This window comes from Stenotrophomonas sp. SORGH_AS_0321, from assembly GCF_031453215.1.
GTDB lineage: Bacteria > Pseudomonadota > Gammaproteobacteria > Xanthomonadales > Xanthomonadaceae > Stenotrophomonas > Stenotrophomonas chelatiphaga.
In genome coordinates this window covers 593310-612716 of sequence record NZ_JAVIZG010000001.1, presented here as the reverse complement: position 1 = coordinate 612716, position 19407 = coordinate 593310, and the positions used below count along the sequence as shown (strand labels likewise).

The following is a 19407-nucleotide window of genomic DNA, read 5'->3' as shown; positions in this document are numbered from 1 at the left end:
CCGCTCCACGTGCGCTGTTACCAGCTGCCGGTGGTCTTGAACTCGGTGATGCCCTTCTTGAAGGCACCTTCGATGTCATTGTCCCAGCCGCCGGTGGCGTTGACCTTGCCGATCAGCTCGCCCTGGGTGTTGGCGAAGTGCGCGTGCAGGCCTTCTTCGAACGCCAGCAGCTTGTTGACCGGCACGTCGTCGAGGTAACCCTCGTTGACGGCGTAGATCGACAGCGCCTGGTTGGCGATCGACATCGGGGCGTACTGCTTCTGCTTCATCAGCTCGGTGACGCGCTGGCCGCGCTCAAGCTGCTTGCGGGTCGCTTCGTCCAGGTCCGAAGCGAACTGCGCGAACGCAGCCAGCTCGCGGTACTGGGCCAGCGAGATACGGATGCCGCCGGACAGCTTCTTGATGATCTTGGTCTGGGCCGAACCACCCACGCGCGACACCGAGATACCGGCGTTGACGGCCGGACGGATACCGGCGTTGAACAGGTCGGTTTCCAGGAAGATCTGGCCGTCGGTGATCGAGATCACGTTGGTCGGCACGAACGCGGACACGTCGCCGGCCTGCGTTTCGATGATCGGCAGCGCGGTCAGCGAACCGGTCTTGCCGGTCACCGCACCGTTGGTGAACTTCTCCACATACTCTTCGGACACGCGGGCAGCGCGCTCGAGCAGGCGGGAGTGCAGGTAGAACACGTCACCCGGGTAGGCTTCACGGCCCGGCGGACGCTTCAGCAGCAGCGAGATCTGGCGGTAGGCAACGGCCTGCTTGGACAGATCGTCGTACACGATCAGCGCGTCTTCGCCGCGGTCCATGAAGTACTCGCCCATGGTGCAGCCGGAGTAGGCGCTGATGTACTGCATCGCGGCCGATTCGGACGCGGTGGCGGCCACGACCACGGTGTGGGCCAGGGCGCCGTTTTCTTCCAGCTTGCGCACGATGTTGGCCACGGTCGATGCCTTCTGGCCGATCGCGACGTACACGCACTTGATGCCGGTGTCCTTCTGGTTGATCACCGCATCGATGGCCAGGGCGGTCTTGCCGGTCTGGCGGTCACCGATGACCAGCTCGCGCTGGCCGCGGCCGATCGGGATCATCGAGTCGACCGACTTGTAACCGGTCTGCACCGGCTGGTCGACCGACTTGCGCCAGATCACGCCCGGGGCAACGCGCTCCACCGGAGCGGTCAGCTGGGTGCCCAGCGGGCCCTTGCCGTCGATCGGCTCGCCCAGCGCGTTCACTACGCGGCCGAGCAGTTCCGGACCGACCGGCACTTCCAGGATGCGGCCGGTGGTCTTGGCCACGTCGCCTTCGCGCAGGTTCTGGTATTCACCCAGCACCACGGCGCCGACCGAGTCGCGCTCCAGGTTCAGGGCCAGGGCGAAGGTGTTGTTCGGCAGTTCGATCATTTCGCCCTGCATCACGTCGGCCAGGCCGAAGATGCGCACGATGCCGTCGGACACGCTGGTCACGGTGCCTTCGTTGCGCGATTCCGCGGCCAGCTTGACCTTCTCGATGCGGTTCTTGATCAGTTCGCTGATTTCGGAGGGGTTGAGCGTGGTTGCCATCGTCGAGTCCTAGTGCCGGCGTTGAGGCCGGACGGTAATTGAATTCAGTTAGCGAGCGCGGTCTGCAGGCGGGCAAGCTTGCCCTTCAGCGAACCGTCGATGACCACGTCACCGGCGTCGATCACGGCGCCGCCGATCAGCGAGGCATCCACCGCGGTGGACACTTCCACGTCGCGGCCGAAGCGCTTGCGCAGGGCAGCCTTGATCGCATCCAGTTCACCGGCGGCCAGTTCGTTGGCCGAGGTCACGGTGGCCTTGACCACGTGTTCGGCTTCGGCACGCAGCTGGTCGTACATGCCGGCGATTTCCGGCAGCAGCGGCAGGCGGTGGGCATCGGCCAGGATGGACAGGAAACGCGAGAAGGTCTCGCTGCGCTGTTCCGGTGCCAGCAGGGCGACGGCATCGTCGCGACCCAGCTCCGGGTTGGCGAGCAGGGCCGACACGCGCGGGTCGGCAGCGACGTGGGCGGAGAACGCAAGCGCGTCCGACCACGGCGCGAACGCACCTTCGTCGCGCGCGGTCGCAAAAGCGGCGCGGGCGTAGGGACGGGCAAGCGTGAGGGCCTGGCTCATGTCAGATCTCCGAAGCCAGCTCGTCGAGCAGCGCCTTGTGGGCGTTGGCATCGATTTCGCGCTTGAGCAGCTTCTCCGCGCCGCTTACGGCCAGTGCGGAAACCTGCTTGCGCAGTTCTTCGCGGGCACGGTTGGCAGCGAGGTCGATTTCAGCCTGGGCCAGTTCTTTCTGGCGGTTGGCTTCGGTGATCGCTTCGTTCTTGGCGGCTTCAACGATCTGGTTGGCGCGCGCATGGGCCTGGTCAATGATTTCATTGGCCTTGCCGCGGGCTTCCTTCAGCGCTTCGTTGACCTTGTCCTGTGCCTGGGCGAGGTCCTTCTGGCTGCGATCGGCAGCGGCGAGACCTTCAGCGATCTTCTGCTGGCGCTCTTCGATCGCGTTCATCAGGGGCGGCCAGATCTTGGTCGCGATGATCCAGATCAGGGCAGCAAAGGCCAGGGCCTGGGCGATGAGGGTAAAACCGATATCCATTGTTTTCGCTCAGTCAGTGGTGACGGGGTGGACGTGCCGCCTTGCGGGCGGCACCTCCGAACCTTCATCCGCAACCAGGCGCCGAAGCGCCCGGTCGTTTCACTTGGGGCTGGATCAGCCAGCCACTGCCGGCAGGCGGGCGACGAACTCGCCGACCATCGGGTTGGCGAAGGCGAACAGCAGGCCCACGGCGACCGAGATGATGAACGCGGCATCGATCAGGCCGGCGGTGATGAACATGCGGACCTGCAGCACCGGGATCAGTTCCGGCTGGCGCGCGGCCGATTCCAGGAACTTACCAGCCATGATGGCCAGACCCAGGCCTGCGCCCAGCGCGGCCAGGCCGATCATGATGCCGACGGCGAGGACGGTGGAGCTCTGGACCTGGGCGAGATTGGTCAGGACGGCGAAGTACATGGTTTTCTCCGGGAACGTGATTGCTAAGGGATTTGGAAACTAACGGATGAAGGGTGCAGCGAAAATCAGTGAGCGTCTTCCGACAGGCTCAGGTACACGATGGACAGCATCATGAAGATGAAGGCCTGCAGCGGAATCACCAGCAGGTGGAACAGCATCCAGCCGAAGCCGGCGAACGCACCTGCGAAGATGCCGGCGATACCTGCACCGCCCAGCACCCAGATCAGCAGGAACACGATTTCACCGCCGAACATGTTGCCGAACAGTCGCATTGCCAGCGAAATCGGCTTGCTCAGCCATTCCACGATGTTCAGGATCAGGTTGAACGGCATCATCCACTTGCCGAACGGGGCGGTCAGGAATTCCTTGGTGAAGCCGCCGATGCCCTTGGCGCGCAGCGCGAAGAACAGCATCAGGAAGAACACGCTGATCGACATGCCCAGGGTGGCATTGACGTCGGCGGTCGGCACCGGCTTCCAGTACGGCACGCCGAGCATTTCCAGCGGCACGGCGATGAAGTCGGCCGGGATCATCTTGATGAGGTTCATCAGGAGGATCCAGAAGAAGATCGTGATCGCGATAGGGGTCACCAGCTTGCTGGTGCCGTGGTAGGTGTCCTTGGCCTGGCGGTCAACGAACTCCAGGCAGATCTCCACGAAGGCCTGCCACTTGCCCGGCACGCCGGCCGTGGCGTTGCGGGTCGCCATCCAGAAGGCGAAAACCATCACCAGACCCATCAGGACCGACGTGGCGATGGTATCCAGGTGCAGCGCCCACGGGCTGCCGTGCCCAACGGTGAGGTTGTGCAGGTGATGCTGGATATAGGAGGTGGGTGTCAGCGCCTCGCCTGCCATGTGTCCGGAACCTTAGTTATTAAGAAATTCGATCAACGCCTGGCCAGAGCCAGGACCTGGAACATCAAGCCGACCGCGATACCGGCCAGCAGTGCCACCGCCGGCAGCCTGAACACCAGGATGCCTACGATCAACACGCCAAACACCACGACCCACTTGGCAACGACGGCGACGATCAGCCTTGCCATTGCCGAGCCGGCTGCCTGTACCCCGCCGCCCAACGCCATCCGTGCCGCCACCCAGCCACCCGCCGCAACAGCGAGACCGGAAAGCAGTGCGCCAAGCGCATGTTTCGGACTCACCAGCAGGAAGCCAAGGGCCAGGACAATCACCGCGGCCAGCGGGTAGACCGCGGCGCGCAGCATCAGTCGCCGACCCGGATCAACGGAATTCAGCACAGAGACGTCCCGCACATTTGGAGTGAAAGGCATGAGGCAGCGTGGTGCCTCGTCGAGCCGCCAAATTATAGCAATGGGACAATTTGCGAGACAACCGCTGCGTGTTCATCCCGGATCGATGCAAGTTGCGGGATGACCGGGATTTTTCCTGCCGGGGGCGGGACAATCAGGCCCAGCGGGGCTCCCGGCCTTGCGGCGGTGCAGCATTGAACTTTCGTCGCGACGGTGTGTCCAAGCTTCCGACCTGCACTCTCTCATCCTCGTCGGCGCAGTTCTGCAGGTCTGCATGGGGTCCCGCCGCTGCCCGGCGGGACTTTTTCTGTTCTGCCGTGGCGCTCGCCGGGCATGGCGCGCGCCATAGGGCCGCGGTGGCTGCCGGTGATGTCACGTTGTGGTGGATGACGACGTTGGGCGTCACAGTTTGAATCCTCCTGTGAAGACGCCGCCTGCACAATACGCTCACGCATGGTGGACGCGGACATAGCGATAGTGGCGCAACTTTTCGTTGAACCACTGCAAGGATTCCTGCCGATGCGCCCCATTCCTACCCTGCTCGCTTTGTCGCTGGTCGCCGTCGGCGCCGGCTTTGCTTCCACCGCGCACGCTGCCGAAGGCGATGACCGCTTCACGCTGCGCCTGGGTGCGATGAACATCGATACCGACAACACCATCCGCGGCAGCACGAACATCGCGGGCCAGGACGTGAACCTGAACGAAGATTTCAGCATGGGCGGCAAGGAATGGGAGCCGCGCGTGGATGGCGTGTTCCGCTTCAGCGACCGCCAGCGCCTGATCTTCGATTACTTCAAGTGGGACAAGGACCGCCGTGAAGTGCTGAACGACGGCATTGCGTTCGGCGACATCAACGTGCCGGAAGGCAGCTTCGTCAAGGCTGAACTGAAGTATCAGGTCGCCACCCTGGTGTATGACTACTCGGTGGTCGACACCGACCGCTTCGACCTGGGCCTGCAGATCGGTGCCGAATGGGCTCAGATCAGCGCCAAGGGCTATGCCGACCTGGGCAACGTCTACAACGGCCGCTTCCTGGATGAGAAGGAGAACGGTGTGGCGCCGGTGGTCGGCGCGCGCCTGACCTTCAATCCGGCCGACCGCTGGATGATCAACCTGCAGGGCCAGTACCTCAACACCAGCTGGGGCAGCTTCGATGACTACGAAGGCGACCTGAGCCGCGCCAACGCGATCGTCGAATACCGCCTGACCGACAACTTCGGCCTCTTCGCCGGCTACGACTGGTTCAAGCTGGACGTCGACCAGAAGGGCAGCGACGGCGTGATCGGCCTGAAGCAGGAGTTCAAGGGCCCGGTGGCCGGCGTCAGCCTGTCGTTCTGATCCCTCGATCCGCGCAATGAAAAAACCCCAGGCTTGCCTGGGGTTTTTTTGTTGCCGGGCAAGTGCGCCGGACAGTGCCCCGGCGCGTGCCGGCTTACTTCTTCTTCGGCATGTACAGGTCGGTGATCGTGCCGTCGTAGATTTCCGACGCCATCGCCACCGATTCGCTCAGCGTGGGATGGGCGTGGATGGTGTGGCCGATATCTTCGGCTTCCGCCCCCATCTCGATGGCCAGGCCGATTTCCGCCAGCAGGTCACCCGCGTGCACGCCGACGATGGCGCCACCGATGATGCGATGGGTTTCCTCGTCGAAGATCAGCTTGGTGAAACCTTCGGTGCGACCGATGCCGATGGCACGGCCACTGGCCGCCCACGGGAACTTCGCCACGCCGACCTTCAGGCCCTTGGCCTTCGCTTCGGTTTCGGTCACGCCGACCCAGGCGATTTCCGGGTTGGTGTAGGCCACCGACGGAATCACCCGTGCGACCCATTCCTTCTTGTGCCCCGCAGCCACTTCAGCGGCCAGCTTGCCCTCATGGGTGGCCTTGTGGGCCAGCATCGGATTGCCCACGATGTCGCCGATGGCGAAAATGTGCGGCACGTTGGTCCGCATCTGGCGGTCAACCGGGATGAAACCGCGATCGGACACCTGCACGCCGGCGTTCTCCGCACCGATCTTGGCACCGTTCGGCGAGCGGCCCACGGCCACCAGCACGCGGTCGAACGTGCCTTGCGGCAAGGCGGGGGCCTCGCCTTCGGCGGCGGCTTCGAAGGTCACCGTCACGCCCTTGGCGTCGGCAGTGACGCCGGACGCCTTGGTCTTCAGGTGGACGTCCACGCCCTGCTTCTTCAGGCGGTCCGCCAGCGGCTTGACCAGGTCCTTGTCGGCACCCGGCATCAGCTGGTCCATGAACTCCACCACGGTGACCTTGCTGCCCAGTGCGGCATACACGGTGGCCATTTCCAGCCCGATGATGCCGCCACCGACGACCAGCAGCGAACCCGGCACGTCGGCCAGTTCCAGCGCGTCGGTGGAGTCCATCACGCGCGGGTCGTCCCACGGGAAGTTCGGCAGCTTCACGGCCTGCGAACCGGCCGCGATGATGCACTGCTGGAACCGCAGCAGCTGGGTGCTGCCGTCTTCAGCGGTGATTTCCAGTTCATTGGCCGATACGAAGCGGCCCACGCCCTGCACGCTGCGCACCTTGCGCTGCTTGGCCATGCCGGCCAGGCCCTTGGTCAGCTGGCCGACCACCTTTTCCTTGTACTGGCGCAGCTTGTCCAAGGTGATCTTCGGCGCACCGAATTCGACGCCGAAATCGCCGGCATGGGCGACTTCATCGATCACCGCCGCGGCATGCAGCAGCGCCTTGGACGGAATGCAGCCGACGTTGAGGCAGACGCCGCCCAGGCTGGCGTAACGCTCCACGATGACGGTATCCAGGCCGACGTCGGCGGCGCGGAAGGCCGCGGTATAACCGCCCGGGCCGGAGCCCAGCACGACCATCGCGCATTCGATGTCGGCAGCCTTGCCGGAAGACAATGCAGGCTTCGGCGCGGCCGGTTCAGCCGGCGCGCGGTGCGACGGGGTAACCGGCGGCTTGCTGTTCGGTGCAGCGGCCGCGGGCGCAGCGGCCTTGGCCGGCGCAGCCGGTGCAGCGCCCTCGCCTTCCGCTTCCAGCAGCACCACGACGGCGCCTTCGGACAGCGTATCGCCGAGCTTGACCTTCACTTCCTTGACCACGCCGGCGGCCGAGGACGGCACTTCCAGCGTTGCCTTGTCCGATTCCAGGGTCAGCAGACCCTGGTCCTTCTTCACCGTGTCGCCGACGGCGACCAGTATTTCAATCACCGGCACATCGCTGTAATCACCGATGTCGGGAACCTTGACTTCAATCGTGGCCATGGTGGTTTCCTTCATGCCCGCGCGGGAAGGCCGGCGGGCGTCTGCTGCAGTTCGTCACGCGGCCGCGCGCATCGCGGCGGCCACACGGAGGGGGCTTGCCGGCTCGGTCAGAGCAGCACGCGGCGCATGTCCGCCAGTACCTGCGACAGGTAGGTGGTGAAGCGTGCGGCCAGTGCGCCGTCGATGACCCGATGGTCGTAGCTCAGCGACAGAGGCAGCATCAGCTTCGGTGCGAATTCCTTGCCATTCCAGACCGGCTGGATGGACGACTTGGACACGCCGAGGATCGCCACTTCCGGTGCGTTGACGATCGGCGTGAACGCGGTGCCACCGATGCCGCCGAGCGAGCTGATCGAGAAGCAGCCGCCGCTCATGTCGGCCGGACCCAGCTTGCCGTCACGCGCCTTCTTGGCCAGTTCGCCGCTTTCCTGCGCGATCTGCACCACGCCCTTCTTGTCGACGTCGCGGACCACCGGAACGACCAGGCCGTTCGGGGTGTCGGCGGCGAAGCCGATGTTGAAGTACTTCTTCAGGGTCAGGTTCTCGCCGCTGGCATCCAGCGAGGCGTTGAACTCCGGGAACTTCTTCAGCGCCGCGGCACTGGCCTTGACCAGGAAGGCGAGCATGGTCAGCTTGATGCCGGCCTTCTCGTTCTCCTTGTTCAGCGCCACGCGCAGGGCTTCCAGATCGGTGATGTCGGCCTGTTCGAACTGGGTGACGTGCGGGATCATGGCCCAGTTGCGCGCCAGGTTCGCACCGGAAATCTTCTTGATGCGCGACAGCGGCTGGACCTCGACTTCACCGAACTTGCTGAAGTCGACCTTCGGCCACGGCAGCAGGTTCAGGCCACCGCCGGCAGCGGCCGAAGCAGGCGCGCCAGCGGCAGCGCCGCCGGTGAGTGCAGCCTTGACGAACTTCTGCACGTCGCCCTTGGTGATGCGACCACCCTTCTCGGTGCCGCTGATCTGCAGCAGGTCCACGCCCAGTTCGCGGGCGAACACGCGCACCGCCGGGGTGGCATAGGGCACCTTGGCCGGCAGCACGCTGTCGGCATTGAACTGCACCGGCGGGCTGGTCGGAGCACCGGCCGACGGGGCACTGTCGATCTCGCGCTGGGCCAGCTTGTCCGGCTGCTGCTGGACCGCGACCGGCTCCACCTTGGTGGCGGTTTCGGCGGCAGCCGGAGCCGCAGCAGCGTTGCCCGCGGCCGGGGCCGGGGCAGCAGCGCCTTCGGCTTCAATGATCGCCACCAGCTTGCCCTGCGACAGGGTGTCACCGACCTTGACCTTGATCTCCTTGACCACGCCGGCGACCGACGAGGGCACTTCCATCGTCGCCTTGTCGCTTTCCAGCGTGACCAGGCCCTGGTCCTTCTTCACCGTATCGCCGACGGCGACCAGGATTTCGATGACCGGGATGTCACTGTAATCGCCGATGTCCGGCACCAGCGCTTCCACCGCGCCACCGCTGGTGGCCGCAGCCGGGGCAGCAGGTGCAGGCGCACTCGCGGCGGCCGGCGCAGGGGTCTCGACCTTTGCCGGCGCAGGCGCGGCGGCGGCGGCGGCGGCCGGCTTGGCGGCCAGTGCCTCGCCGTCGGCCACTTCGATCAGCGCCACGACCTTGCCTTCGGACAGGTTGTCGCCGACCTTCACCTTGATTTCCTTGACCACGCCGGCGACCGACGAGGGCACTTCCATCGTCGCCTTGTCGCTTTCCAGCGTGACCAGCCCCTGGTCCTTCTTGACCGTGTCGCCGACGGCGACCAGCACCTCAATTACCGGGATATCGCTGTAGTCACCGATATCGGGGACGAGGGCTTCCTTGATTTCGGCCATGGGGATAACTCCGGCAATCTGGTGTAGGGAATCCTCTATTGTGCGGCCAGCATGGCCCCCTCGCCAACCGTTGATGGCGTTTTCAGTCCGCACTGTCCCGGGACACGCTGTTGTGGCAGGGCACTTGCGCAGCAACGAAGCGCCGCAGGCCGCTTCCAGTCGGTGGCGTATTGTCCCGCCACGGTCATCCACACACGCACCTTCAACGGCCCTAGCCGGGACCCCGCAGTGCCTCGGCCAGCGGCTGCCAGGCCTGGTGCAGCGCCGGCAACGATGCGGCCGCGTTGGCCGGACTGGTCGAGGGAAGCGCCAGCACCGGCGCCGATAGCGGTTGCCGCAGGGTGGGCACGATGAAGCGTTGGAACGCGCGATGCGCCGCCGCCCCATTGCAGGCCACCAGGCGCAGGCCGGGCAGGCGGTCGATCAGCTCCGCAATCGGATTGGGTACCTCACTGCCGCGCACGATCGCCGCATCCAGGCTGCCCTGCCGGCGGCATTGCCCGATCACATCCCACAGGGCAACGCCCGAAGCGCGCAACGCCTGCAGCCGCTGTGCGTAGGGCGCCCCCGCATCAACGCCGCACAGCAGCCCCATCAGCGGCCAGAAACGATTGCGCGGGTGGGCGTAGTAGCGGGCCTCGCGCAGCGACAGCGCACCCGGCATCGAGCCCAGCACCAGCACGCGGGCGCTGCCGTCTGCCTGCGCCGGCAGCCCCGTGCAGAGATCGTTGCGCGTGCTGTCGCTCATTGTCGCTGCCTTCCTGCAGTACCCACGTCACCCCTTAATGGGACCGGTCCGATTCTCTACGTGCGCGCGCGGACCTGTAATGCCGCCTGCTGCATTCCGCGTCGCATTCCGCGCGGCAAGCGCACCCTCTCTTTCCAAAGGATCTTCCCATGCGTTCCCTGCTCCTGACCACCTGCCTGCTGGCTTTCGCTTCACCTGCTGCATTCGCTGCTGACGACACCGACACCGCTTCGAAGAAGCGTATCGGCGTGACCGCCGGCTTTACCGTCGGCGATGCCGGCCCGGCGCCCACCGCCAGCATCAGCTACCTGTTCAATGACCACTGGGCCGCCGAGGTCTGGGGTACGGCAGACAAACTGCAGCAGAACATGCGCATGAAGTCCGGCCCGCGCGTGGGCACCTATGCGCATCAGCCGGTCGCGCTGAGCGTGCAGTACCACTTCGGCAGTGCTGACGCGGTGTTCCGCCCGTTCATTGGCGTGGGCGGCTTCACGACGAACCGGTTCGAGGCAACGCTGACCCCGCCCGCCGTGCCGGCCGTCGGCACCTTCAAGGGCAAGCGCAATTCCGGGTACATCGCCACCGTTGGTACCGACATGAACATCAACGAAACCTGGTTCGCGCGGGTCGATGCCCGCGTGCTCTACGGCAGAGATCTGAGTCTGGAGAGCGAAGGTGCGCCGGCGAAGTTGATCAAGGTCAGCCGTCCAATCGCAGGCTTCAGCATCGGCGCGCGTTTCTAGCCTGGTACCGACGTGAGCAAGCGCGGACCCATCCGCGCATGCTCACGCCGGTTGCAGATTCGTGAATACCGTTTCCTTGCTGAACCCTTGTCCGCGCTGCATCAGCGGGAATCCGGCTGAACGGAAAAACCAATTTTTAACGCTAGTCGAATGGGATTCATGTTTGAAGGCATACGTTGGCCTCGCCCCGGCTACCGGGGATCAAAAAAACTAGAAACCCGAGGAGATTCCCCATGCGCTCCATCCGTATCCTGAGCCTTTCCCTGCTGACCGCCGCTGCCTTCGCGCCGAGCGCCTTCGCGCAGGATTATTCGGCAACCGACAGCACCACCGATACCGCCTCGGGCAAGCACTTCGCCGTGGTCGGCGGCGTCGCCCTGCTGCAGCCGAAGAATGACCCGGTCGAGGGCATCCGCAAGTTCGATGGCGGCCCGGCGCCGACCCTGAGCCTGAGCTACTACATCAACGACAACTGGGCCGTTGAACTGTGGGGCGCAGCCGACAAGTTCAATCACCGCGTGCGTGGCGTCGGCAACGAGCGCCTGGGCACCGTGGAACAGCAGCCGATCGCCCTGAGCGGCCAGTACCACTTCGGCCAGGCAGACAACGTCTTCCGTCCGTTCGTCGGTGTCGGTTACTACGAGTCGAACTTCAGCAATGAAGACCTGGTCGCGCCGGGCGTGACCGAGCACATTGGTCTTGAGACCGCCAAGGGCGCCATCGGCACCGTCGGCGTAGACATGAACATCAATTCGACCTGGTTCGCCCGTGCCGATGCGCGCTACATGCACGCCCGTCCGGAAGTGAAGGTTGGCGGGAAGGGCACCGGCGCTGACGCCAAGCTGGATCCGTGGACCGTCGGCTTCGGTATCGGTGCGCGCTTCTAAGCATCGGTACGACGCAACGTAGAACGCAACGGGCCCTTCGGGGCCCGTTGTCGTTTGCCGCCACGCGGCATCACGGCAGAATCCGTGGACCGTCGGCTTCGGCACCCGTGCGCGCTTCCAGTCACGTCGCAAGCAACCGTATTTCGCTGCAACGGGCCCTTCGGGGTCCGTTGTTGTTTCGCCTGATGCGCGCAGGCGTGCACATGCCATGTTTCCGCCAGTGCCACTGAGGTAGGCTCGGACGAACACGGCAGGAGCCTGCCGGAGGGCCAAGGCCGATGCTCGACGTGCTGGTGGTAGGAGGCGGGATCAACGGAACCGGCATCGCCCGCGACGCAGCGGGCCGCGGCCTGACGGTCGCCTTGTGCGAACAGGACGACCTGGCTTCGCATACCTCCAGTGCCAGTTCCAAGCTCATCCATGGTGGGCTGCGCTACCTCGAACACGGGCAGTTCGGCATGGTCCGCAAATCATTGCAGGAGCGCGCGGTGTTGATGCGGATCGCGCCGCACCTGGTGCAGCCGTTGCCCTTCGTGCTGCCGCACGAAGCGCACCTTCGACCCGCCTGGCTGATCCACCTGGGTCTGTGGCTGTACGACCATCTCGGCGGGCGCTCGCCGCAGCTGCCTCGCTCGCGATCGCTGCGGCTGCGCAGCCATCCGCTGGGGGCACCGTTGCGCGAGGACCTGCGCCGTGGGTTCACCTACACCGACGCGCAGGCGCCGGATGCCCGGCTGGTGGTGGTCAATGCCATCGATGCCGCCGAACGTGGTGCCCACATATGGACGCGCACCCTCTGCGAGCAGGCATGGCGGCAGGCAGATGGCTGGTCGGTCGACCTGCGCGACCCGGATGGCACCCAGCGCAGCGTGCGTACGCGCATGCTGGTCAATGCGACCGGCGCCTGGGCGCCGCGGTTTGTCGACAACATCAGCCTGACCCGCGGCGTGGCCCTGCGGCTGGTGCAGGGCAGCCACATCGTGGTGCCGGCGCTGTACGCGCATGACCAGGCCTACCTGCTGCAGCAACCCGATGGCCGCATCGTGTTCGCCCTTCCCTTCGAAGACCACTACACCCTCATCGGCACCACCGACGTGGACTTCGAGGGTGATCCCGGCGCGGTGCACGTGGACGATGCACAGCGTGACTACCTGTGCGCGGCGGCCAATCGCAGCTTCCGCCAGCAGACCAGCCCGCGCGACATCGTGTGGGAATTCAGCGGCGTGCGTGCGCTGCTTGACGATCCGGAAGCCGAGGCCAGCGCGGTGACCCGTGACTACCGGCTGGACCTGGATGACAAGGGTGCGCCGCTGTTGAATGTCCTTGGCGGCAAACTGACCACCTATCGGCGCCTGGCCGAAGAGGCGGTTGACCTGCTGGCAAGCCACGCCGGGACGGAGGCACCCGCCTGGACGGCCACCGGCGCGCCGCTGCCCGGGGCCGAACGCGGTACGCCGGCGCAGTGCGCGGCCTGGCTGGCAACGCAGTGGCCATGGCTGCCGCCGAAGCTCGCGGCGCGCTGGTCCCGCACCTACGGCGCGCGGGCCACGTTGATCCTCGGCCAGGCCGATTCGATGGCCGCGCTTGGCACGCACTTCGGCGCCGATCTGTACGAAGCCGAAGTGCGCTATCTGTGCACGCACGAATGGGCGCGCCAGGCAGATGACGTGCTGTGGCGACGGACCCGGCTTGGCCTGGTGCTGGACGCCGCGCAGCGGCATCGGCTGGCCTGCTGGCTGGACACCCACGCACCCACCAGCGGCCGCGCTGTGGGCGCTCCCTGATCGCACGATGAGGAACCTGGCATGTCACGACGGCAGCTTGCAGGCGAACTGATTTCCGAGGCGGTCGCGGTGGCGATCATCATCAGCATCGGCTGCTCTGCAGCGGCCATGTACCTGCTGTACGACCCCAGCCCGTACCAGCATGCCTACTGGGGGCTGTGCATCACGTGGGGACTGGCGGTCACTGTCGCGATCTACGCCACCGCGTCGGTATCGGGCACCCACGCCAATCCGGCGGTGACCCTGGCGCTTGCGCTGTACCGCGGTTTCCCGTGGTCACGCGTAATGCCCTACTGGGCGGCGCAGGTGCTCGGTGGCTTCGTCGGCGCGGCGATCGTGCTGCTGCTGTATGGCCCGGTCATCGATCACTACAACGACCTGCAGGGGATGACCCGCGCCGAAGGCGGCGGCGCCGGGGTGTTCTTCACTGCGCCGGGACTAGCGGTCACGCCGCTGCATGCGCTGCGCAACCAGGTCATCCTGACCGGGTTCCTGGTGTTCGGTATCTTCGCCATCACCGAGCGGTACAACGAAGCCGCACCGGGGGCGAACGGCGGCGCGCTGATGATCGGCCTGCTGGTGGCCTGCATCGGTGCGTCGATGGGCTACCTGGAAGGCTGGGCGATCAATCCCGCCCGCGATTTCGGTCCGCGCGTGTTCGCCTGGCTCGCGGGCTGGGACCGCGCCGCGCTGCCTGCAGAACACCATTACTGGTGGATCCCCATCATCGGCCCGCTGATCGGCGGCGCGCTCGGCGGGGCGGCGTATCGCTGGCTCATCCTGCCGTTCCTGCCGGCGCGCCAGCGGGCGCTGTCAGCGGCACCGGCCATCGCGAGCGAGCGCGGCGCACAATGAGCCCCTACCGCGCGCTTGCCGGCCGCGGATCCGAAACAACCGACGAGGACACCTTCGCCATGGAACCGGAATTCATCCTTGCCATCGACCAGGGCACCACCAGTTCCCGCGCCATCCTGTTCGACCGTGATGGTCGCATCGCAGGCAGCGCGCAGCGCGAGTTCACCCAGTTGTTCCCGCAGCCCGGCTGGGTGGAACACGATCCGCGCGAGATCCTGACCAGCGTCTACACCACCCTGACCGAACTGCTCAACCAGCAGCAGGTCGATCCGCGCCGCATCGCCGGCATCGGCATCACCAACCAGCGCGAAACCACGGTGGTCTGGGACAAGGCGAACCGGCCAGCCGATCCACAACGCCATCGTCTGGCAGTCGCGCCAGAGCCAGGCGATCTGTGAGCAGCTGCAGGCCGATGGCGATGAGGCGCTGATCCGCAGCCGGACCGGGCTGGTGGTGGATGCCTATTTCTCCGCCACCAAGATCCGCTGGATCCTGGACCATGTGGACGGCGCGCAGGCGCGTGCCGAACGCGGCGAGCTGCTGTTCGGCACCATCGACAGCTGGCTGATCTGGAACCTCACCGGCGGCGCGGTGCACGTGACCGACATGACCAATGCGGCGCGCACGCTGCTGTTCAACATCCATACGCTGGCCTGGGACGAGGACCTGCTGGCGCTGCTGGACATACCGCGCGCGATGCTGCCGCACGTGCGCGGCAGCAGCGAGGTGTACGGGCATACGCGGCCGCAGTTTTTCTTCGACCGGCAGATTCCCATCGCCGGCATCGCCGGTGACCAGCAGGCGGCGTTGTTCGGGCAGGCCTGCTTCGAACCCGGGATGGCCAAGAACACCTATGGCACCGGCTGTTTCATGCTGATGAACACCGGCAGCCAGGCGGTCGCTTCAGCCAATGGCCTGCTGACCACCATCGCCTGGAATGTCGACGGCCAGGTGGAATATGCGCTGGAAGGGTCGATCTTCGTCGCCGGGTCGGTGGTGCAGTGGCTGCGCGACGGCCTGCGCATGTTCGGCAAGTCCAGCGACTGCCAGGCCTATGCCGAGCGCGTGCCCGATACCGGCGGCGTCTATCTGGTCCCCGCTTTCGTCGGCCTGGGCGCGCCGTACTGGCGCAGCGATGTGCGCGGGGCGATGTTCGGGGTCACCCGTGGCACCAGCAAGGAACACTTCATCCGCGCGGCGGTGGAGTCGATGGCCTACCAGACCCGTGACGTGCTGGCGGCCATGCAGGCCGACGCGGGGATCGAGCTGAAGGAACTGCGCGCCGACGGTGGCGCCATCGCCAACGACTTCATGGGCCAGTTCCAGAGCGATCTGCTCGGCGTGCCGGTGCTGCGCCCGCAGGTGGCCGAAACCACCGCACTGGGCGCGGCCTACCTGGCGGGCCTGGCCGTCGGGTTCTGGGAAAGCCGTGCGCAGATCGCGGCCCAATGGGGCGTGGACCGGCGCTTTGAACCGACGATGTCCGCCGACCGGCGCGAAGCCTTGTATGCGGGCTGGCAACGGGCCGTCAATGCGGCCCTCGCCTGGTGAATCCCGACAGCGCCGGGCCGTGCCCGGCGAACCGTTGGATCAGAACGCAGGCAGCACCGCGCCCTTGTACTTCTGCGCGATGAATTCCTTCACCTGCGGGCTGGTCAACGCCTGGGCCAGCTTCTGCACGCGCGGGTCGTCCTTGTTGTCCGGACGCGCCACCAGGAAGTTCACGTACGGCGAGTCCTTGCTTTCGATCGCCAGCGCATCCTGCGTCGGGTTGAGGCCGGCATCCAGCGCATAGTTGGTGTTGATCAGCGCCAGGTCGACCTGGTCCAGCACGCGCGGCAGCATCGCCGAATCCAGCTCGCGGAACTTCAGGTTCTTCGGGTTGGCGATGATGTCGCGCTGGGTGGCCAGCGCGTTCTTCGGATCCTGCAGCTGGATGACCCCGGCGTTGTGCAGCAGGATCAGCGCGCGGCTGTTGTTGCTGGGATCGTTGGGGATCACCACGTCGGCGCCTTCGCGCAGTTCGTCCAGCGACTTGACCTTGCGCGAGTACGCACCGAAGGGCTCGATGTGCACGCCGGCCACGGTCACCAGGTCGGACTTGCGGTCGCGGTTGTACGCATCCAGGTAGGGCTCGGTCTGGAAGTAATTGACGTCGACCTGCTTCTGCACCAGCTGGTCGTTGGGCTGCACGTAGTCGTTGAACACGCGCACGTCCAGGTCCACGCCCTGCTCCTTCAGCATCGGCTTGACCACCTCGAGGATCTCGGCATGCGGCACCGCCGTGGCGGCCACGATCAGCTTCTGCGAGGGTTCGCCGGAGCTGCCACAGGCGGCCAGGGCCACGGCAGCGAACAAGGACAACAGCAGGGACTTCTTCATCATGGGAGGATCTCGGGGGAGAGGGTCATTCGTAGTTGCTGAGCGCCAGCGCCAGCAGGCTCTTGGCCTGCTCGCGCAGCATCACCGGTTCGATGATCTCGGCATCGGAACCGTAATGCAGCACATCCATCAGCAATTCGCGGGAAACACTGTAGGGCACCTTCAGTTCATAGCGCCCATCGGCCAGGTAGCGGCCCTGCTGGTTGGCGTGCCAGTGTTCATCGGCCACCCAACGGGCGGCCTTGGCACTGAACAGGATCGTCGCCCAGCCCTTGGGCGCACCGGAGAAGATGCCATAGCTGGCGCCCAGCTGCGCGTCCAGCACGTTGTCATCGACGTCGGTGGCCGGTGCGTCGACCACGCGGGCCTTGTTGATGCGGTCCACGGCAAAGCTGCGCAGGGCGTCACGGTCGTGATCCCAGGCATCCAGGTACCAGTTGTCCCGGTAGTGGGTCAGGCGCTGCGGCGACACCGTGCGGCGGGTCGCCTCGTCGGTGGACCGCGCGCGATATTCGAACGCCAGCTGGCGCCGCTCCAGCACCGCCGAGGCCACGCTGCGGAAGCTGCCCTCGTCGAACTTGCGCACCCGGTGCGGGATCACCCGGACCCGGTCCACCGGCCAGCTGGAAACGCCGGCCTGGGCCGCCAGCAGGCCTTCGATGCGCTGCTGCAGCGGGGCCAGCACCGAGGACAGCACACCCCCGCCGGTGCGTGCGAGCAGGTGCTGCGAGGCCAGCAGCGCGTGCAGTTCTTCCGAACTCAGCCACAGCCCGGGCAGCTCGAAGCGATCGCTTTCATCGGCCATGTAGCGGAAACCCGCCTCGCCATCGCCTTCGATCGGCGCCATCAGCGCATCACGCAGGAAGGCCAGGTCCCGGTAGACCGTGGCGCGGGAACAGCCAAGCTTGTCCTGCAGCGTCGCTACCGTGACCGGATAGCGGGCAGACTTGAGCAGACGATGCAGGGCAGTGATGCGTTCGTATCGGTCCATGACCCCGATTATGTCCGACTCGTGGCCATTGTGGCGGCCATGATCGGCTATCGTGTCGATCCCCACGCCACGGCCTGCCCCGCATGCGCCTGCTTCCCTGCTTCCCCCTGGCCCTGGCTGCGCTGCTGGCGGGCTGCGAACAGCCCACCCCGCCACCGGCCAGCGTGCCATTGGCCGATGCACAGCACCCGGCGGCGGCGGCGCCGGCAGCAGACCCGGCGGCGGCCGTGCTGGAGGCCAGCCGACGTTTCGCCGGCCTGCGCAGCTTCCACGCCGAGATGACACTGCACGGTGCGCAGGCCGGCCAGGTCGTCCGCAGCGGGATGGACTTCGTGGCCCCGGACCGCTATCGGCTGGATACACCGGCCGGCGTGCAGACGATCATCGGCGACACCTTCTTCCTGCAGGCAGAGGGCCGCATGCAGCAGGTGCCGCTGCCGGCCGGCACGCTGGAACAATGGCGCAGCCCGCTGCCGTCCGAAGCGAGCCTGCAGGACCTGCGGGTGGACGATCGTGGGCCGGCCGACATCGACGGCACGGCCACGCGCGTGTATCGGATAGACGGGCCGGCCGGCAGTGGCGAAACGCTGCAGTACTGGATCGGCGCCGACGGTCTGCCGCGGCAGATCCAGCGCGATGGCTTCAACAAGCAGCAGCCCTACCGGATCACCCTGCGGTATTCGCGCTTGAATGATCCAACGCTGCAGGTTCCGCCGCCCGGAGACGCCATTCCCTCTGTGCTGAATGGGGATTTGTAGAAACGCCGACTGAAGCAGGGCGCCATCCGCGGTCGAGGCGACGAGGGGTTAACGCTATCATCACGCACTGCGTTCGATCCCCGCCCCCCGGAGAATTCCTGATGTCCCTGCGTGTTTCCCTGCTGGTTCCGTTGTTGCTGGCCGCTCCTGCGGCATTCGCCCAGGACCCCGCCGAACTGGCGGCGATGACCTCTCCCTGGAGCGGCAGCGGTGGTGAACTGGGCTTTGCTTCGGCACGCGGCAACAGCACCACCGAGAGCGCCAACGGTCGCCTGCGCCTGCGCTACACCGATGACGACTGGGTGCACAGCATGGACCTGTTCGGCCTGCGTTCGCGTTCGGAATCCATCCAGGCCAACGACGACGGCACCGAAAGCAAGGTCAGCAACACCACCGCCAACCGCTACACCGGCAGCGCCGGCAGCGCGTTGCAGCTGGGTGAGCACCGCCAGATCACCGCCACGGTCCGTTACGAGCGCGATGATTTCGCCACGTATGATCGCCAGAGCTCGTTCGGTCTCGGTTACGGTACCCGGCTGTGGGGCAATGACCGCTTCTCGCTGGATGCGCAGATCGGCCCCGGTGTGCGCCGCACCCACAGCACCGAAGACGATGAAACCCGCACCGGCCTGATCGGTCGTGGCTTCTTCGACATCAAGTATTCGCTGACCCCCAACACCGACCTGGTCAATACGCTGCTGGTCGAATCCGGTTCGTACAACACCTTCGCGCAGAACGATTTCGGCGTGTCGGTGAGCATGAACGAACATCTCGCGCTGAAGGCGGCCTGGCAGGCGCGCCACAACAGCGACGTGGCCGACGACAAGCAGAAGACCGACACGCTGACCACCATGAACGTGGTCTACAAGTTCAAGTAAGCCGCCGCAGTG

At 65.8% G+C, this 19407-nt stretch carries 18 protein-coding genes and 1 pseudogene; 8 read left to right on the top strand and 11 right to left on the bottom strand.

What is annotated here, in order from left to right:
- Positions 1 to 17: 17 nt before the first annotated feature.
- The 6 genes from atpA to QE373_RS02565 all read right to left on the bottom strand — a co-directional run bounded on the left by atpA (position 18) and on the right by QE373_RS02565 (position 4278).
- On the bottom strand, positions 18 to 1565 hold the full coding sequence (gene atpA, locus QE373_RS02590; RefSeq protein WP_101101212.1) for a F0F1 ATP synthase subunit alpha: 1548 nt from the start codon (positions 1563 to 1565) through the stop codon (positions 18 to 20).
- 44 nt (positions 1566 to 1609) lie between these two features.
- A complete protein-coding gene (locus QE373_RS02585; protein WP_057508091.1) occupies positions 1610 to 2137 on the bottom strand; it encodes a F0F1 ATP synthase subunit delta in 528 nt (175 codons plus the stop codon).
- A gap of 1 nt (position 2138) precedes the next feature.
- Entirely contained in the window at positions 2139 to 2609 is a 471-nt protein-coding gene (locus tag QE373_RS02580) for a F0F1 ATP synthase subunit B (RefSeq protein ID WP_042614570.1), read from the bottom strand.
- A gap of 114 nt (positions 2610 to 2723) precedes the next feature.
- Positions 2724 to 3026 carry a F0F1 ATP synthase subunit C gene (gene atpE, locus QE373_RS02575; RefSeq protein WP_042614569.1) on the bottom strand — a complete coding sequence of 101 codons (303 nt, stop codon included), beginning with the start codon at positions 3024 to 3026 and terminating at the stop codon, positions 2724 to 2726.
- Between the two features lie 65 nt (positions 3027 to 3091).
- Complete coding sequence (gene atpB / locus QE373_RS02570; RefSeq protein WP_057508092.1) at positions 3092 to 3880, bottom strand: F0F1 ATP synthase subunit A; 789 nt, start codon at positions 3878 to 3880, stop codon at positions 3092 to 3094.
- Between the two features lie 32 nt (positions 3881 to 3912).
- Positions 3913 to 4278, bottom strand: a complete 366-nt coding sequence (locus QE373_RS02565) for a hypothetical protein (protein ID WP_309683304.1) — start codon at positions 4276 to 4278, stop codon at positions 3913 to 3915.
- 540 nt (positions 4279 to 4818) lie between these two features.
- Here QE373_RS02565 and QE373_RS02560 point away from each other — a divergent pair.
- Positions 4819 to 5628: a hypothetical protein gene (locus QE373_RS02560; RefSeq protein ID WP_309689520.1), complete on the top strand. Its 810-nt coding sequence runs from the start codon at positions 4819 to 4821 to the stop codon at positions 5626 to 5628.
- A 94-nt stretch (positions 5629 to 5722) separates the two neighbouring features.
- Here the strand turns inward: QE373_RS02560 and lpdA are convergent, their stop codons facing one another.
- The 3 genes from lpdA to QE373_RS02545 all read right to left on the bottom strand — a co-directional run bounded on the left by lpdA (position 5723) and on the right by QE373_RS02545 (position 10117).
- Positions 5723 to 7534 (bottom strand): dihydrolipoyl dehydrogenase, encoded by a 1812-nt coding sequence (lpdA, locus tag QE373_RS02555; RefSeq protein WP_309683301.1) that lies wholly within the window; start codon positions 7532 to 7534, stop codon positions 5723 to 5725.
- 107 nt (positions 7535 to 7641) lie between these two features.
- Complete coding sequence (aceF, locus tag QE373_RS02550; RefSeq protein WP_309683298.1) at positions 7642 to 9369, bottom strand: dihydrolipoyllysine-residue acetyltransferase; 1728 nt, start codon at positions 9367 to 9369, stop codon at positions 7642 to 7644.
- 211 nt (positions 9370 to 9580) lie between these two features.
- Positions 9581 to 10117, bottom strand: coding sequence for a DNA-deoxyinosine glycosylase (locus QE373_RS02545; RefSeq protein WP_309683296.1), 537 nt, complete (start codon positions 10115 to 10117; stop codon positions 9581 to 9583).
- A gap of 149 nt (positions 10118 to 10266) precedes the next feature.
- Here QE373_RS02545 and QE373_RS02540 point away from each other — a divergent pair, with 149 nt between their 5' ends.
- The 5 genes and pseudogenes from QE373_RS02540 to glpK all read left to right on the top strand — a co-directional run bounded on the left by QE373_RS02540 (position 10267) and on the right by glpK (position 15937).
- Positions 10267 to 10860 carry an OmpW family outer membrane protein gene (locus QE373_RS02540; protein ID WP_309683292.1) on the top strand — a complete coding sequence of 198 codons (594 nt, stop codon included), beginning with the start codon at positions 10267 to 10269 and terminating at the stop codon, positions 10858 to 10860.
- Between the two features lie 233 nt (positions 10861 to 11093).
- Entirely contained in the window at positions 11094 to 11747 is a 654-nt protein-coding gene (locus QE373_RS02535) for an OmpW family outer membrane protein (RefSeq protein WP_309683289.1), read from the top strand.
- A 278-nt stretch (positions 11748 to 12025) separates the two neighbouring features.
- Positions 12026 to 13531 (top strand): glycerol-3-phosphate dehydrogenase, encoded by a 1506-nt coding sequence (gene glpD, locus QE373_RS02530; protein WP_309683286.1) that lies wholly within the window; start codon positions 12026 to 12028, stop codon positions 13529 to 13531.
- A gap of 21 nt (positions 13532 to 13552) precedes the next feature.
- Positions 13553 to 14386: an MIP/aquaporin family protein gene (locus QE373_RS02525; protein ID WP_309683283.1), complete on the top strand. Its 834-nt coding sequence runs from the start codon at positions 13553 to 13555 to the stop codon at positions 14384 to 14386.
- 59 nt (positions 14387 to 14445) lie between these two features.
- A pseudogene (gene glpK / locus QE373_RS02520) lies at positions 14446 to 15937 on the top strand (glycerol kinase GlpK).
- Between the two features lie 39 nt (positions 15938 to 15976).
- Here the strand turns inward: glpK and QE373_RS02515 are convergent.
- Both QE373_RS02515 and QE373_RS02510 read right to left on the bottom strand, forming a co-directional pair.
- Positions 15977 to 16768 carry a MetQ/NlpA family ABC transporter substrate-binding protein gene (locus QE373_RS02515; RefSeq protein WP_057508107.1) on the bottom strand — a complete coding sequence of 264 codons (792 nt, stop codon included), beginning with the start codon at positions 16766 to 16768 and terminating at the stop codon, positions 15977 to 15979.
- Positions 16769 to 16793: 25 nt separating this feature from the next.
- Positions 16794 to 17759 carry a YafY family protein gene (locus QE373_RS02510; protein WP_057508101.1) on the bottom strand — a complete coding sequence of 322 codons (966 nt, stop codon included), beginning with the start codon at positions 17757 to 17759 and terminating at the stop codon, positions 16794 to 16796.
- An 83-nt stretch (positions 17760 to 17842) separates the two neighbouring features.
- Here QE373_RS02510 and QE373_RS02505 point away from each other — a divergent pair, with 83 nt between their 5' ends.
- The gene (locus QE373_RS02505; RefSeq protein ID WP_309683277.1) at positions 17843 to 18517 is read left to right on the top strand and encodes a hypothetical protein; all 675 of its coding nucleotides are present in this window, start codon (positions 17843 to 17845) and stop codon (positions 18515 to 18517) included.
- Between the two features lie 101 nt (positions 18518 to 18618).
- Complete coding sequence (locus QE373_RS02500; protein ID WP_309683274.1) at positions 18619 to 19395, top strand: DUF481 domain-containing protein; 777 nt, start codon at positions 18619 to 18621, stop codon at positions 19393 to 19395.
- Positions 19396 to 19407 lie beyond the last annotated feature (12 nt).

Excerpts from the sequence above, each read along its gene's own strand:
- atpA (WP_101101212.1), bottom strand. The coding sequence starts at position 1,565 with ATGGCAACCACGCTCAACCCCTCCGAAATCAGCGAACTGATCAAGAAC.
- QE373_RS02585 (WP_057508091.1), bottom strand. The coding sequence starts at position 2,137 with ATGAGCCAGGCCCTCACGCTTGCCCGTCCCTACGCCCGCGCCGCTTTT.
- QE373_RS02580 (WP_042614570.1), bottom strand. The coding sequence starts at position 2,609 with ATGGATATCGGTTTTACCCTCATCGCCCAGGCCCTGGCCTTTGCTGCC.
- atpE (WP_042614569.1), bottom strand. The coding sequence starts at position 3,026 with ATGTACTTCGCCGTCCTGACCAATCTCGCCCAGGTCCAGAGCTCCACC.
- atpB (WP_057508092.1), bottom strand. The coding sequence starts at position 3,880 with ATGGCAGGCGAGGCGCTGACACCCACCTCCTATATCCAGCATCACCTG.
- lpdA (WP_309683301.1), bottom strand. The coding sequence starts at position 7,534 with ATGGCCACGATTGAAGTCAAGGTTCCCGACATCGGTGATTACAGCGAT.
- aceF (WP_309683298.1), bottom strand. The coding sequence starts at position 9,369 with ATGGCCGAAATCAAGGAAGCCCTCGTCCCCGATATCGGTGACTACAGC.
- QE373_RS02545 (WP_309683296.1), bottom strand. The coding sequence starts at position 10,117 with ATGAGCGACAGCACGCGCAACGATCTCTGCACGGGGCTGCCGGCGCAG.
- QE373_RS02540 (WP_309683292.1), top strand. The coding sequence starts at position 10,267 with ATGCGTTCCCTGCTCCTGACCACCTGCCTGCTGGCTTTCGCTTCACCT.
- QE373_RS02535 (WP_309683289.1), top strand. The coding sequence starts at position 11,094 with ATGCGCTCCATCCGTATCCTGAGCCTTTCCCTGCTGACCGCCGCTGCC.
- glpD (WP_309683286.1), top strand. The coding sequence starts at position 12,026 with ATGCTCGACGTGCTGGTGGTAGGAGGCGGGATCAACGGAACCGGCATC.
- QE373_RS02525 (WP_309683283.1), top strand. The coding sequence starts at position 13,553 with ATGTCACGACGGCAGCTTGCAGGCGAACTGATTTCCGAGGCGGTCGCG.
- QE373_RS02515 (WP_057508107.1), bottom strand. The coding sequence starts at position 16,768 with ATGAAGAAGTCCCTGCTGTTGTCCTTGTTCGCTGCCGTGGCCCTGGCC.
- QE373_RS02510 (WP_057508101.1), bottom strand. The coding sequence starts at position 17,759 with ATGGACCGATACGAACGCATCACTGCCCTGCATCGTCTGCTCAAGTCT.
- QE373_RS02505 (WP_309683277.1), top strand. The coding sequence starts at position 17,843 with ATGCGCCTGCTTCCCTGCTTCCCCCTGGCCCTGGCTGCGCTGCTGGCG.
- QE373_RS02500 (WP_309683274.1), top strand. The coding sequence starts at position 18,619 with ATGTCCCTGCGTGTTTCCCTGCTGGTTCCGTTGTTGCTGGCCGCTCCT.